This is a genomic window from uncultured Slackia sp. (genome assembly GCF_934630525.1).
Lineage (GTDB): Bacteria > Actinomycetota > Coriobacteriia > Coriobacteriales > Eggerthellaceae > Slackia.
In genome coordinates this window covers 184,308-198,648 of the sequence record NZ_CAKTVX010000001.1, presented here as the reverse complement: position 1 = coordinate 198,648, position 14,341 = coordinate 184,308, and the positions used below count along the sequence as shown (strand labels likewise).

General features: G+C 58.6%; 12 protein-coding genes. All 12 read right to left on the bottom strand.

Features of this window, described 5'->3' with window-relative positions:
• Positions 1 to 3: 3 nt before the first annotated feature.
• Positions 4 to 1,413 (bottom strand): D-alanyl-D-alanine carboxypeptidase family protein, encoded by a 1,410-nt coding sequence (locus tag Q0D41_RS00820; RefSeq protein ID WP_294373787.1) that lies wholly within the window; start codon positions 1,411 to 1,413, stop codon positions 4 to 6.
• Positions 1,406 to 1,831 (bottom strand): amino acid-binding protein, encoded by a 426-nt coding sequence (locus Q0D41_RS00815; protein ID WP_114615045.1) that lies wholly within the window; start codon positions 1,829 to 1,831, stop codon positions 1,406 to 1,408. Before Q0D41_RS00815 ends, Q0D41_RS00820 begins: the two co-directional genes overlap by 8 nt.
• A gap of 17 nt (positions 1,832 to 1,848) precedes the next feature.
• Positions 1,849 to 3,165, bottom strand: a complete 1,317-nt coding sequence (locus Q0D41_RS00810) for a phenylacetate--CoA ligase family protein (RefSeq protein WP_294373782.1) — start codon at positions 3,163 to 3,165, stop codon at positions 1,849 to 1,851.
• Between the two features lie 231 nt (positions 3,166 to 3,396).
• Positions 3,397 to 4,083: a CDP-alcohol phosphatidyltransferase family protein gene (locus Q0D41_RS00805; RefSeq protein ID WP_294373780.1), complete on the bottom strand. Its 687-nt coding sequence runs from the start codon at positions 4,081 to 4,083 to the stop codon at positions 3,397 to 3,399.
• A 343-nt stretch (positions 4,084 to 4,426) separates the two neighbouring features.
• Positions 4,427 to 4,888 (bottom strand): 4Fe-4S dicluster domain-containing protein, encoded by a 462-nt coding sequence (locus Q0D41_RS00800; RefSeq protein ID WP_294373778.1) that lies wholly within the window; start codon positions 4,886 to 4,888, stop codon positions 4,427 to 4,429.
• Between the two features lie 4 nt (positions 4,889 to 4,892).
• Positions 4,893 to 5,981 (bottom strand): nickel-dependent hydrogenase large subunit, encoded by a 1,089-nt coding sequence (locus tag Q0D41_RS00795; protein WP_294373777.1) that lies wholly within the window; start codon positions 5,979 to 5,981, stop codon positions 4,893 to 4,895.
• A gap of 1 nt (position 5,982) precedes the next feature.
• Positions 5,983 to 6,759, bottom strand: a complete 777-nt coding sequence (locus Q0D41_RS00790) for an NADH-quinone oxidoreductase subunit C (RefSeq protein ID WP_294373775.1) — start codon at positions 6,757 to 6,759, stop codon at positions 5,983 to 5,985.
• An 11-nt stretch (positions 6,760 to 6,770) separates the two neighbouring features.
• On the bottom strand, positions 6,771 to 7,214 hold the full coding sequence (locus tag Q0D41_RS00785; protein WP_114615040.1) for an NADH-quinone oxidoreductase subunit B family protein: 444 nt from the start codon (positions 7,212 to 7,214) through the stop codon (positions 6,771 to 6,773).
• A gap of 12 nt (positions 7,215 to 7,226) precedes the next feature.
• Entirely contained in the window at positions 7,227 to 10,109 is a 2,883-nt protein-coding gene (locus Q0D41_RS00780; protein WP_294373774.1) for a proton-conducting transporter membrane subunit, read from the bottom strand.
• Between the two features lie 365 nt (positions 10,110 to 10,474).
• Positions 10,475 to 11,653, bottom strand: a complete 1,179-nt coding sequence (locus Q0D41_RS00775) for an acyl-CoA dehydrogenase family protein (RefSeq protein ID WP_294373770.1) — start codon at positions 11,651 to 11,653, stop codon at positions 10,475 to 10,477.
• 11 nt (positions 11,654 to 11,664) lie between these two features.
• Positions 11,665 to 13,248: a class I adenylate-forming enzyme family protein gene (locus Q0D41_RS00770; protein WP_294373767.1), complete on the bottom strand. Its 1,584-nt coding sequence runs from the start codon at positions 13,246 to 13,248 to the stop codon at positions 11,665 to 11,667.
• Positions 13,238 to 14,092, bottom strand: a complete 855-nt coding sequence (locus tag Q0D41_RS00765; RefSeq protein WP_294373764.1) for an acyl-CoA dehydratase activase — start codon at positions 14,090 to 14,092, stop codon at positions 13,238 to 13,240. Before Q0D41_RS00765 ends, Q0D41_RS00770 begins: the two co-directional genes overlap by 11 nt.
• Between the last annotated feature and the right edge of the window lie 249 nt (positions 14,093 to 14,341).

Below are 14,341 nucleotides of genomic sequence, written 5' to 3'. Positions count from 1 at the left end.
ACGCTAGCGATCGCTTAAAGCCTGCGTGTAATAGCATTCTTGCGTTTCTGCCACCGTGGGCTGGTGCTGAATCGAGCGAATCCAACGGTCGAAGCCCACACCGATGCCCTGAAAGAAATTCGGCGCGGCAACGTCTTCGGCGGCGATGATGTTCGTTTGCGCGATTTGGTTGTCGTCCTGCATGAAAGCAAGGCTGCCAATCACATCGCCCGCATGCACATCGCCGGAAAGCTCGTCGAACGTAGCCTTCGCCTGAACAGAGCCGAACGCGGCAAAGACGTTCGCAGCCAAATCGGGGTCGGAAACAGTGGCATCGACGGTAACATCCACCCAATCATTATGAGCCACTTTGGCCACGAGCGGCACGTGGGCACCAAGATATTCCACATACTGGTCGCTATTGACCAGCGAGCGTTGTGCGATATTGGTATATGCCCAATCCATGAGCGCCACGGTATCGCTGAAGCGCTCGTCGCTCGACGGCGAATCGAGCACAACGCTGTAGAACTCGCCCGCATCACGCGAAACGGCGCCCGCGAAGCAGTAACCCGCGTCGTCAGTCGTTCCGGTTTTCACGCCGCATATGCCGTCGTAGACGCCCATGAGCTCGTCGGTGGTTTGCAGCGCGACATTGCGCGCCGCGCCATCGGCCGACATGACCGTTATTGTCGTCGAACCCGCATCGACAATGCCGCGGAACGTGTCGTTTTGCATGGCATACGACACGAGCGTCGCAACGTCGCGCGCGCTCGAATGCAAGTTCTCATCGCCGAACGCATCGAAATCGAGGCCGTGGGGGTTCGTGTACACCGAATGGGACATGCCCAAATCGGCAGCCTTCGCGTTCATCGCGGCGATGAACGTGTCGTAGCCTGTCAATGCGTCGCCCGACATATGGGCGCCAACCGACTTCGCGATGGCGATGCCCGCATCGTTGCCCGAAGGAACCATAAGGGCGTACAAGGCCGTTTCAAGCGACATGGAATCGCCTTCAAGGAGGCCAGCGCTCGACTCGCCCACCGTGGCTGCTTCGTTGTCGACCGTCACGGTGAGGTCGAGGGGCGCGTTCTCAAGCGCTACGACCGCCGTCATGATCTTCGTGAGCGACGCGATTTTCGCTTCCGCATTCACGTCACGCGAGAAATACACGGTGCCATCGGAGCCCACGAGCATGGCATGCGTCGCCTCGATATCGGGGCACGCATCGGCCGAAAGGCCGCGCGCGGCAACGGTTTTGTTGCCGATTTCATCGCTCTCGAGCACCTCGGCGAAAGCGGCCGCAGGCGCGGAAAGCGCAAACGTGCCAGCGAGCATGCACGCCGCGAGAATGCGACCTGCGCGCGAAACAACGGAAGCGCCCGCAGGTGCGAGCGCTTCGAATCTATTGCGTTGATGAGCTAAAGCCCTAATCAAGCTTGTAGACCTCCTCAGCAGAAACGACATCGAAGCCAGCTTCGGAAAGCTTGCCCTCAACGGTATCGTCAACAACCTTCAAAACGTCAATAGCCGTGGCCTCTCCACGCGAAAAGCAGTAGCCGTATTCGATATTGGCGCCCATCGATTCGATGGTCTCGAGCAAATGTGCCAAACCGCCCGGCTCGTTGGGCACGCGCACGGCGAGCACCTTGGTAACGCTCGCGCGGAAGCCCGCTTCGTCGAGCACCTTCGCGGCGGCCTGGGGCGTATCGCAGAAGACGCGCACGACGCCAAAGTCGCTCGTGTCGGCGATGAAAAGGTCGTGCATGTTGATATTCGCATCGGCAAGCGTGCGGCACAGGCCAGACAGGCGGCCCTTTTCGTTTTGAATGAAAACGGTGAGCTGTTCGATCATGATTGTGCTCCCCCTCGTTAGTTCTGCTGCTTCACTTCGCGCAAATCGATGACGCGCTTCGATTTGCCCTCGCTGCGTTCGATGGTCTTCGGCTCGCAGAATTTAATCTTAACAGCAATCTGCAAGTTCGACTTCAACGCGGCCGCCAAACGCTTCTTCAAATCTTCGAGCGCGCGAATCTCGTCGAACGGGAAGTCGGGCGCGGTTTCCACGCGCAGCTCGATTTGGTCGAGCGTGCCCTTGGTGGTGAGCACGATTTGGTAATGCGGGGTAATTTCGTCGAAGCTGTTCACGACCTGCTCGATTTGCGACGGGAACACATTCACGCCACGAATGATGAGCATGTCGTCGGTGCGGCCCACGATGCGGTCGATCTTCTTATGGGTGCGGCCGCAGCCGCACTCGCCCGGAATGAAACGCGTGAGATCGCGCGTGCGATAGCGAATGAGCGGCGTGCACTGGCGCGTGAGCGTGGTAATGACGAGCTCGCCGAATTCGCCGTCGGGCACAGGCTCGAAGGTGTCGGGGTTCACGATTTCCGCCAGGAACTGGTCTTCGCACAGGTGCAGGCCGTTCGACTCGGAGCACTCCATGGCAACGCCCGGGCCCATGATTTCGGAAAGGCCATACACGTCGCAGTACTGCACGCCAAGCTTGCGGCGAATCTCGTCGCGCGTCGCTTCGCTGCAGGGCTCAGCGCCAAGAATGACGCCCGTGAGCTTGAATTCGTCCATGCTCATGCCCATTTCGGCGATGGTGTCGGCGATGAGCAGCGCATATGAAGGCGTCGCGCACAAAATGGTGACGCCGAAATCTTTCATAATCTGGATTTGGCGCTTCGTGTTGCCCGTGGACATGGGAACGACCATGGCGCCTGCGGCCTCGGCGCCGAAATGCGCGCCCAAACCGCCCGTGAACAGGCCGTAACCATAAGAAACCTGTACGACGGAATCTTCGCCGCCGTCGAGCATGTAAATGCCGCGGGCGAAGCAATCGCCCCACACCTGCAGGTCGTCTTTCGTGTAGCCCACGACCGTCGCCTGGCCCGTGGTGCCCGAAGACGCATGAACGCGCACGCATTCGGAGCGAGGCACGGCGAACAGGCCGAACGGATAGGCGTCACGCATATCCTGCTTCACGGTAAAGGGGAACTTCTTGATGTCTTCGAGAGATTCGATATGGTACGGATCGACGCCAGCCTCATCAAAACGCTGCTTATAGAGAGGGATGTTCTCGTAGCAGCGAACGGCAACGTCGCGCAAACGCTCGAGCTGAAGTTCCTCGAGCTTCGAGTGGTCCATGCACTCGATTTCTTCTTGATAGTACTTCGACATCGGGAAGTCCTTCCTTGTGGAGAGCCTCGCGACTTCACAACAGGCGAGCGCATGGGGCGCCCGACCCAAAAAGTCGTGACGATTACTTTAGCGCACTAAAGCATGCATATGAAGAGAAATTTTGAATATCAAAGTAAAATGCCACGCTCTTCGGGGCGCGGCATAAAGAACGATTTTGTTTTAAGGAAAGAGGGAGCACGCCAGGGCGCCTACGCACTTCGCAGATGGCCCCTACTCCGCCCTGGCCGCCTGAGCCTTCGCGGCAGCGCGCTCGGCCTTGACCCGATTCATGGCGTCGATGCCGCGAAGCACGTACACGGTGGTCGTATAAATGCACAGAATAAGGCCGGCATACACGAACCAAATGCCCCACGAGCACGGGTCAGCGTTAAAACCGGGAAGCCATGCCAAGTCGCATACGCCGAGGCCCGAAACGAGCGGCCAGTTCAACAGCAGGCCCGCAAAGCCCACGAACAGCAGCGTGGTGGCAACCTTGCCAGGGAAAATGACGGCAACGCGCGCCTTGTAGCGAGCGCCCAAATATGCGCCACCGACAATCAGCAGCAGGTCGCGAGCGATTACGAGCGCCACGATCCATACCGGCAGGCGACCCACGAGCAGCAGGCCAACCACGCCAAACACCATGAGCGCACGGTCGACGGCGGGGTCGAGCAGGCGGCCGAGCCTCGAGACGGTATGCGTGCGACGAGCGAGCTGCCCGTCAATGAAGTCGGTGGAAGCGGCAAGCGCGAAAATGAATGTTGCCAAAATATCGTGGCCGTCGAGCAGCAGCACCAAATACACGGGCACCATGCACAGACGAATGAACGACACCACGTTCGCCGCCGTGAAAATGCGATTGGTCACTTCGCTTTCAGGCGTATCCCACGAAGGTCGTTTCTCTTTTTCGTCGCTCATAGCCCAACTTCCACTGCTGAAAACCAAAAATAAGCTCGCCGTGGCGAGCGAAAATCATTCTACACAAGCGATTTCAAATAAAAGCGCACTATACAGCGTTTTCAAACATCTGGCACACAGCTGTTGAAATTAATGCAGAGAAACTTCCGAGTTGCATTGAGGCAGAAGAGCAAGGCGCAGCAACCTAGAAACCACGCCTCCAGAAAGCACAGTCTGCCGAAGCGCAACCCGCCGAAGCCCATCCTGCTGAAGCATAATCCGCTGAAAGCGCCGGTTTCGGCCCTCTTGGCAAACGAGAACCGCCCCCGAAGATCCAAGAACCATCGGGGGCGGCGTGTTTACGTTATTCCTTCGCGCTTTCGGCTTCTTGAGCGGCTTTGGCGGCTTTCGCGGCCTTCGCGGCGGCGATGCGCGCCTCGCGTTCGGCCTTCTTGGCAGCTTCGGCGGCAAGCTCTTCGGGCGTAGGCTCAGGCTTGCTTTCGACCTGGCGCGTTTTCACGGCCGCAACATGCGGGAATTCCATGCTCATGGAAAGCGCGCCCTTCGGACATTCGCGCACGCACGTGTCGCACTGAATGCAGCCGAAATGGTTGATAGACCACGTTCCGGCGGCCTTGTCGACCTCGATGGCCGAGCACGGACAACGCTTCACGCAGATGCCGCACAGAATGCATTTCGCCATGTCGATTTCAACCGTGCCGCGATGGCCTGCGGGAATGTCGCGTTTTTCGAGAGGGTACATGACCGTTTCAGGCTTGCCGAACAGCGAGCGCAAGGTCATCTTCCCCAGTTTGAAGCTTCCCATTGCCCTACCTTTCCGAACAGCTGATACACGGGTCAATCGTCAAGATGATGTTGGGAACATCGGCCAAATCGCACCCTTCGAGCGCCTTCACCATGCCGGCGAGATTCTGTGTGGTAGGCGTGCGCATGCGCATGCGTTCCAAGTTCGCCGTGCCGTTGCCCAGCGCGTAGTAGTAGCATTCGCCACGAGGCTGCTCGAGCACGTTGCACGCCTGAGCGCCGGCCGCAGGCTTGAGCTTGCTCTTCTCGCCGATGCCGTCGTTGGGAATCTTGGCGGCGAGCTCTTTGACGATGGCGATAGATTGGTTCACTTCCGCACAGCGCACCTCGACGCGGGCGAGGCAATCGCCGCCGGTAGACGTGATGGGCGCGAAATCGCTCAGCTCGCCATAGGCGCCATGGCCCAAAACGCGGCAGTCGTACGGCACATTGCTCGCACGGGCGAACGGGCCGACCATGCACAGCTCGGAAGCCTGCTCCTGGCTCAGGTAGCCAACCCCGTCCAAACGGCTGCGCACCGAGGAATCCTTCAGGAAGGTCGCGCGAATTTCCTTATATTCGCCCTCGATGGAATCGAGCTTGTCGCAAATCCAACGAAGCGTGTCGGCGTCGATATCGCGCACGACGCCGCCGATTTGCACATACGACAGAATCACGCGGCCGCCCGTGGTGGCCTCGAAAATGTCGAGCACGCGCTCGCGCAAACGCCAGCAATGCATGAACAGGCTCTCGAAACCGAAGGCGTCAGCGGCAAGGCCCAGCCACAACAGGTGCGAATGCACACGGGACAGCTCGTGCAGAATCACGCGCAGGTACTGCGCGCGCCTGGGAACTTCCACGCCCATGAGCGATTCGATGGTCTCGGCATAGCCGAGCGAGTGGCCGAAGCTGCAAATGCCGCAGATGCGCTCTGCAACATAGATGAACTGATGGATATCGCGCGTCTCAACGAGCTTCTCCAATCCGCGATGCACGAAGCCGATCTGCGGAATGGCCTCAATAACGTGTTCGTCTTCAACCACGAGATCCAAATGCAAAGGCTCGGGCAACACAGGGTGTTGCGGGCCGAAAGGAATCACGGTCGCCTTGCCCATGCTACTCACCGCCTTTCGCAGACGCGTCGCCTTGAGCGGCGCGCACCTTCGCCTCAAATGCCGTCATCACTTTCGCGGCTTTGTCTTCGGGCAGATTCGCGCACTTGGCTTCCACCTTCGCGCGCTCGGCTTCCCAATCAACCGCAGGCTTTACGTCAGCCGCCTTGGCGGCTTCGGCCTGGGCCTTCTTCATCTTCGCCTCAAAAGCAGCCATGACCTTAGCGGCCTTATCGGCGTCAAGATTCGCGCACTTGGCCTCGACCTTCGCGCGCTCGGCCTCCCAATCGATGACCGGCGCGGCCTGGGCGCCCTCGCCCGCCGCGGCTTCGGTTTTCGAGGCAGCCTCTTGGGCGGCCTTTGCAGCCTTGGCGGCCTTTGCGGCGGCCAATTTCGCGGCCTTTTCACGCGCGGCTTTCTGAGCAGGAGAAATAACCGTCATGGGCTTATCCATGGCGACCTTGTAGAAGCCGCCCTTGAAGTCGATGGCGATATCGTCCACCTGCACGCCGAACAGGTCGTGCGCCTCGTTTTCGAAGGGGAACGCAACCAGGTAGAACTTCGTAACCGAGGGAATATGCATTTCGGGCTTCACGCCATGCACGCGATAGTTATGCACCGCATAGCCCTTATCGGCCGTTTTTTGATAGGAATACACCAAATTGATGCCTTCTTCGCCATTAATGCAAAGCACCTGGACGAAGCGGGAATGCGCCTCGTGCTCGCGCTCTGCGACGCTGAGGATATCGTCAATCGAAATGTCTTCGAAATGCTGAGCCATTTGCATTGCCCTTAAGCCCCCTTTCGAGCTTCCGCAAGCTTCGCGCGCTTCTCTTCCAGCACGCCAATGCCCTCTACCACCGCGTCGATGATGGTCTCGGGGCGAATCGCGCACCCGGGAGCATACACATCGACGGGAATCGCCTGGTCAACGCCGCCAATGACGTTGTAGCAATCGTGGAAAATGCCGCCCGAACAGGCGCAAATGCCGCATGCCACAACAACTTTCGGCTCAATCATCTGGTCGTAAATCTCGCGCAGCACTTCGGTGTTCTGCGCATTCACGGCGCCCGTGACCAAAAGAATGTCAGCATGCTTCGGGTTGCCCGTATTCACGACGCCGAAGCGTTCGGCATCGTAAAGCGGCGAGAGCGCGGCGAGCACCTCGATGTCGCAGCCGTTGCAGCTAGAGCCGTCGTAATGGATGACCCAGGGAGATTTCGAAACGTTACTCAAAGCGAGCCTCCTTTACGCGATAAGGGCGAACACGAGCCAGGCAGTGTTGGCAAGACCGCACACCAGCGCCACGATCCATGCCCACTTCAGGCACTTCTGCCACTTCACGCGGGCGAAATTGTTGTCGATGAAGATCTCGAGGAAGAACGCGAGCGCAGCCACGACAACAGCAAGCACGATAGATGCCGGGTTGTCCCAGATGAAGAACATCGCGACCCAACCCAGGAACAACGTGGTCTCGCACCAGTGCATGACCTCGACCTTCGCCAGCGTGCGGCCGCTCATTTCGGTCGTCACGCCCTTCACGAGCTCTTGGTGCGCGTGGTGGCTGTACGACAAATCGAACGGCGATTTACGCAGCTTAATGGTAAGCACGAACATGAGCGCCAGGAATGCAGGAATGCACACGACGATCATGGGAAGGCCGATGGTCGCGACGCCCGCGACATCGAAGGTGCCCAGAGCCAAGAACATGCACACGGCAACGAAGAGCACGGTGGGTTCATAGGCCATGACCTGCAGCGTTTCGCGGTCGGCGCCAACCTCGGAATACGGGGAGCGCGAAGAATACGCGGCCACGATGAAGAACAGCGCCGAAAGCGTGATGAGGAAGACGCACATCAGGAAGTTGCCGCCCGCGAAGAACACGCCGCCGCCGATAACCGTGAGCACGAGCGCGAAGGTGATGTAGGTGCCTTCGACGGTGTTCACGCTCATGTCGTCTTTCTCGATGAGCTTGCGCACGTCGTAATAGGGCTGCAGCAACGGAGGTCCAACGCGGCCCTGCATGCGAGCCGTGATTTTACGGTCGAGACCTGCGAGCACGCAGCCAACCACGGGGCCGGCGATGGCGAACAGCACAATGCCGAGCAGCGTTTGCAGCAAGCCCTCGTTCATCGTGGCAAGCGGCATGTACATGGCAAGCGACGTGCCAACGAAGTTCTCGGTGCCCACCTGCGAACCCGCAAGGCTCGCGACCAGGCCCACGACCATGATCACAGCAGTCACGATAGTGGCAGGCTTGTCGAGCACCTTTTCGCCGAACAGCTCGTTCATATACCAGTTGCGCGACGTGGCTTTCACTTCGCCGCCCAACGAGCCACGGAACAATCGCTCATCGGAGTTGACGGTGATGCCCGCCATATACACAGGCACGGTCTTCTTCTTCGACTTCGACATGCCAAGCGTGCCGAAGAGCATAACCACAACCGCGAGCGCGATGATGGACATGATGTACATGTTGTCGACGCTGATGTTCGCGCCGAGCGCGCCATACGTCACAACGAGGAACGGCTGCACGAACAGGTTAGACAGCGTGGGCATGCAGATGCAGGCGCTCGCCGTGAGCACCGCCATAAGCGCGAGGGCGAACCATTCGCTCTTATGAACGGAAAGCTCGACGTTCTGCTCGTGGGCGGCGATGCCGGCGAGCTTGCCGAGCCATTTGCCCCAGAACATGAACGTTGCGGCGCTGCCGAATGCGAGCAGCACGAGCAGCAGCACTTCGCCCGAAGACGCGAAGCTCGCGAGCGTCGCCCATTTCGAAACGAGCATGCCGAACGGAGCCACGAACATTGCCATAATGCCGAGCATCATGAAGCGAGCCAGACGCGGCATGCGCTCGAACAGGCCGTCCATGTCCTCGATGTCGCGGCTGCCAATGTGATGCTCGGCGGTGCCGACGCACAGGAACAGCAGCGACTTCGCCACAGCGTGGAAGATGACCAGGAAGATGGCCGCCCACACCGCTTCAGGCGTGCCGACGCCGGCGCAGGCGACGATCAGGCCCAGGTTCGCGATGGTCGAATACGCGAGCACGCGCTTGGCGTTGCTCTGCGAGATGGCCATGAAGGAAGCGATGCAGAACGTAAGACCGCCAATGAGCACGACCATAGCCGAAGCCACGGGGAAAACCAGGAACAGCGGCGAGAGCTTGATGAGCAGGAAGCAGCCAGCCTTCACCATGGTGGAAGAGTGCAGCAGCGCGCTGGTGGGCGTAGGCGCGACCATGGCGCCCAAAAGCCACGTGTGGAAAGGCATCTGCGCGGCCTTCGTCATGCCGGCGAATGCGAGCAAGGCCACAGGCAGAACGAATACGCCAGCCGCGGCGGGGTTGGCAACGGCCGTGTTCGCGGCGGTTTCCAAGAACACGCTGAACAGGCGCGACTGGCCCTGAAGGCCAAGCCAAAGAATTGCTGCCTGGAATGCGAGGCCGCCCAACATGTTCATGACGATTTGGCGGAACGCGTTGTTGATGGCCTCTTCGGTCTTCGTGAAGCCGATGAGCAGGAACGAGCACAGCGTGGTGACTTCCCAAGCCGTGTAAATCCAGCACAGGTTATCGGAAAGCACGACGTTATACATTGCGGAAAGGAACGCAAACATGAGGGCGAAGAACCACGGGCGACGGTCCTTCTGCTCGGGATGATGCGCCTGGAAATCTTTCATGTAGCCAAGCGCGTACACGCAGATTCCCGTGCCAACGATGCCAATGATGAGCACCATGATGATGCTAAGCGAGTCGACATGCATTTGGCTTTCGAACTGCACCTCGCGCTGGATATTGTATTCAAACCACAGCGTGGTAAGAATTTGGCCAATTGCCAGCACGAGCGGCAGCACGCGGCGATACTTCACCGAGTAGCACACGATGTACAGGCCAACCGTGATATCGATGACGATATTGACGACGGCAAGGAAGTGGCTGTATTTCATGGGAAGGTCGAAATACAACGAGCCCGCGCCCAGATATTGGACGGCGAACGCGATGGAGAGCAGCGCGATAACGACAGCGGACGCCACGCACAGCACGTCGCGAGCCTTGTCGGCGCGCACGACGAGCATGAGCAGCGCTGCCACGCACGGCACCATGATCAACGAGACTATCAGTTCCATAAGCACTCCTGCCTAGCGATAAAACAAGCGGGAATTGCTACCCGCCGCATATCACTATAGTGAAATGGAGCGAAATGTAACCGCTAGGGTTCTATTTGTGCATAAGCTACACGGCGAGCGGTTGGAGCATATGAGCCATTCATTGCGAGTTTGACGCGACACCTGTTAAATGCTCGTAGCGTTTAACAGGTTCGAGGCGATGCAGAATGGAGCCAGGGACGAAAGCCCGATATTTCACGCCCTTCACAATAAAGCCTTCAAAAGGCAGACGCCTTTCAATAAAAAACCTGCTTAATGCCACGAGCATTAAGCAGGTTTGAGCAGGTTCAATGAATCCACTGAAACTGGGCAATTGCAAGGAAGAGCTACAGCTCCTCCGCTTCGTATTCAGGCTGCATGAATTCAGCCATGATGAACTTTGCCGCCACATGGGCCATGATGTCATCGCTGCCTTGAGCAAGCTGGTTGCCTCGGCAATCTCGCCAAATACGGCTCACGCGCGTTTCATCGGTATACCCCATGGCGCCGAAAATCTGCATGGCGTCATCGGCGACCTCGGTCGCCGCCTTCGGTACGTAGTATTTCATGAGCGCTGAATCCAAATGGGACAGGCTCTCGCCCGCTTCGCCATTCTGGTCGGCGGCATTCGCAGCATCCACGATAAGCGCCTGCATGGATCGCAGCTTGATTTCCATATTCGTGAGCTTCTCTTGCACCTGCGGAATGCTCGCGAGCAAACGCCCCTTCACCATATGCGTCGCAGCATGCTTCGCGGCGTCATTGAAGGCAGCGCGCGCCAGGCCAAGCGACGAAGCGCACACAAGAATGCGGCCAAGCTCATATTGGCGTTTCAACATAGAATCGAGGCGCCCCTCTGTTTGGATTTGCCATTCAGGGGCCAAGCGCACGTGATGGAATTCGATAGCAGCAGCCGAAAGCATTTCTTGACCGACCGCGTTAAGCGGGTACGTTGCAATGCCCGGTCGGGAAAGCGGCACGAGCCACAACGAGAAGCCGCCATCGGCGCCACCGAACATCGGGTCGCTCGCGAGCACGAGCGTCTCGGGCGCGAATTGGCCATTCGACACGAACGATTTGCGGCCATCCAGATAAATGCCACCGTCTTCAAGCGACACCGTGGTTTTCACGGCCGACGCATCGGTGCCGGCATTCGCCTCGGTAAAAGCCTGCGAAAACGACACGCGGCCATTGCGAACCATGAAGTCGTGCGCGATTTCTTCCTGGGAAAGCTCGCGCATGGTAGACATGAGCGCCATGGAAATCATGTCAGACAGAAACGGCAACGTTGCGCCCGCATGCTCGGTGAGGCGAGCAATCACCGCAGCGCGCTCAACGAAGCCACAGCTCTTGCCGCCAATATTCGCCGGCTTAACGTATGAGCCAAGCTCGCTCGCGTAAAAATCTCGATACACCGACCTGGGCACGCCACGCGATTTGATCCACTGTCGCACGTTATCTTCCGTCAGATATTTTTTCGCAAACGCGTCGACCACTTCGACGGCGTGAGCGTTCTCTTCATACATTCCCATTGCTATCACCGCGCATTCTGAGCCGTGCGGAACCTTCCGATCGACCCAAACAAGTCTTCAACATGGGCGCGCAAGGCACGCTTGTCAATCTTACCATTGCCCAAATGAGGGAAGTCGTCCATCTTGAGCACTGTATCGGGAATCTTGCATTTCTCGACTTTGCCCTTCGCGAATTCGCGCATCTCGAACGTGGTCATTTCGACCTCGGGCTTGGGGATGACGCACAGGCACGTGCGCTCGCCCAGCTCGGGATCGGGGTATCCAACGACGCAGCAATCGGCGACGATATCATTCGACGAATACACGCGCTCGACTTCAGCGGGGAAAATGTTGATGCCGCCGCGAATGATCATATCCTTGATGCGTCCCGTGATGGAAAGCATGCCGGCTTCGTCAATCGACCCAACATCGCCCGAATGGAAATAGCCCTCGTCGTCAAGGTCGAGCTCAAGTTCGCCAGATGAGCCAATAACGCCGCGCATAAGTGAAGGCGATTTCACGAGAATCTCGTTCGTGCCATCGGCCAGCTTCACCTCGGCCCCGTCGACGAGCGTTCCCACCGTTTCGCAACGGCCCCTTGCGTCCATCGACAACGGCGTCACCGTGAGCGTGGCCGCGGTTTCGCTCATGCCATAACTCTGCATAATGCGGCAGCCGAAACGACGCTCGAATTCAAGCACCACCGATTCGGGGCAGCTCGCGCCCGCAACAAGACCGGCGCGAAGGCTCGAAAGGTTCCACGCATTGCCCGTGGCAAGACGGAGCTCGCGCACGAACATCGTGGAAACGCCCATATGAATCGTGGCACGAACGTCGTTCAAAAATGCCAGGGCCGTTTGCGGGCGATATTTCACCAACGTCGCCAATGTCGCACCCGACAAAATCGTCGCATATGTTCCCACCAGGCCAAACACATGAGAAAGCGGTACAGGAACGAACACTACGTCAGATTCCACGATGGAAAAGCCGCGCTGCAGCTGAAAGCCATTACGCGCAAACGAAGAGGCTGCGACCACGATTGCCTTCGGCAAACCAGTCGACCCCGAAGAGAACACGACCAAATCGAAGTCATCGTGCTCGTTTTCAAGGGGTTCGGAATTGCCACGACGCATCACATCGGCAACAGAAGGGAAAGAACCATACGGAATGCCGATCGACATTACGCGCGCGTCGGGGAACGCAGCACGCACCATACGACATGCGGCTTCCGTCGACATAATATAGAGGTCGGGATGCACGAGACTCGAACATCGCACGATATCGTCTTTCGCATACGCATGCGAATACAGCACAAGGCGGCATCCGAGTATCTCGCACGCCGCCATAACAATGGGAAAATTCACATCGTTGGGCGCGCAAATGGCAATGGTGCTCTCCTGCGTCATACCGCACGCATCGCGCCAATAGCGGGCAAGCGCATTCGCGCCGTGGTACGCCTCTCCATAGGTGACGCTCGTCGACATGCTCACAGCCATGCGTTTCGTGCCATCCGACTCGTAGCCATGGCGAATAGCACCGGCAAGTGTAGGCTTTCCCCACGGCGCCGAAAGGGGCCGGGCGGGAGCGCCGTGCATAATTCTAGCGGGCATCGCCAGCACAACCTTCGCAACACACAGGACCCTCGCGACGAGGCTCATCGACGTCTATTGCGGGAGCATTTTTCAGAAAAGTCTCACGGGCCGTAAGCGCGGCGCCCAGGGCACCGTTGAACTGGGCAAGCCGGGAAACAAGAATAGGATGGCCGATTTTTCGGGACAGTCGATTGCGAAGGCCCTCGTTCAAAGCAACGCCGCCCGTCATGGCGACCTCGGGCGCGATGCCTACACGCTTGGCAAGGCCTGCCGTACGCTCGGCAACCGACTCATGGATGCCCGCGACAATGTCGGCAATCTGCTCGCCAGCTGCAAGCTTCGAAATGACTTCCGATTCGGCGAAGACCGTACAGGTTGAGGAAATGCTCGCGACCTTCGTAGATTGCGCATCATAATCTTGAAGATCGGAGACCTTGCACTGGAAAACGCCCGCCATCACATCGAGAAAACGGCCCGTACCGGCGGCGCATTTGTCGTTCATGGCGAAGTTTTCCAAGCGACCGCCCTCGCCAATGCGAAGCACCTTGGCATCTTGACCGCCGATATCAATCACCGTTTTCGCCGTGGGGAACAGCATTCCAGCGCCCTTCGCGTGGCACGAAAGCTCAGAAAGCGTCATGTCGGCCCAATCGAGCAAATTGCGGCCATAGCCCGTCGCGCAAGAATAGGCAACGCTCTTGATGGAGATTCCAGCCTCCGTAAGCGCGGCGTCGATTGCCGTCTTCGGGCCATTCGTGCCGGCGCCCGACCCGTACAAGCCTTTGCCAACGATTTCGCCTTCGGCGTTCACCACGACGCACTTTGAAGCCGTGGAGCCAATATCGATGCCAAGAAAGAACATGACATTCCCCCGTTTCGTCTTTCCCCAAATCGCCCAGCGCCCGGCGCCTTCGCCTGCGGCCGCCCCTTCTCGCCCGAGCGCTCGCCCGCGACCACAGCTCGCTACCGCTTCGCCCCTTCGGGGCTTCGCTATGCGCTCGCTTGGCGGTGCTTCATTTTTAATGAAGAACAGAAGTGAACACCGACGGTCTTTGGCGAGCGCTCGGGCGAGAAGGGGCGGCCCTCATGAAAACCGGAATCGCGAAAGCAA

Coding starts and splice junctions, on each gene's coding strand:
- Q0D41_RS00805 (WP_294373780.1), bottom strand. CDS start 4,083: ATGAGCGACGAAAAAGAGAAACGACCTTCGTGGGATACGCCTGAAAGC.
- Q0D41_RS00815 (WP_114615045.1), bottom strand. CDS start 1,831: ATGATCGAACAGCTCACCGTTTTCATTCAAAACGAAAAGGGCCGCCTG.
- Q0D41_RS00790 (WP_294373775.1), bottom strand. CDS start 6,759: ATGGCTCAGCATTTCGAAGACATTTCGATTGACGATATCCTCAGCGTC.
- Q0D41_RS00765 (WP_294373764.1), bottom strand. CDS start 14,092: ATGTTCTTTCTTGGCATCGATATTGGCTCCACGGCTTCAAAGTGCGTC.
- Q0D41_RS00800 (WP_294373778.1), bottom strand. CDS start 4,888: ATGGGAAGCTTCAAACTGGGGAAGATGACCTTGCGCTCGCTGTTCGGC.
- Q0D41_RS00770 (WP_294373767.1), bottom strand. CDS start 13,248: ATGCCCGCTAGAATTATGCACGGCGCTCCCGCCCGGCCCCTTTCGGCG.
- Q0D41_RS00780 (WP_294373774.1), bottom strand. CDS start 10,109: ATGGAACTGATAGTCTCGTTGATCATGGTGCCGTGCGTGGCAGCGCTG.
- Q0D41_RS00795 (WP_294373777.1), bottom strand. CDS start 5,981: ATGGGCAAGGCGACCGTGATTCCTTTCGGCCCGCAACACCCTGTGTTG.
- Q0D41_RS00810 (WP_294373782.1), bottom strand. CDS start 3,165: ATGTCGAAGTACTATCAAGAAGAAATCGAGTGCATGGACCACTCGAAG.
- Q0D41_RS00775 (WP_294373770.1), bottom strand. CDS start 11,653: ATGTATGAAGAGAACGCTCACGCCGTCGAAGTGGTCGACGCGTTTGCG.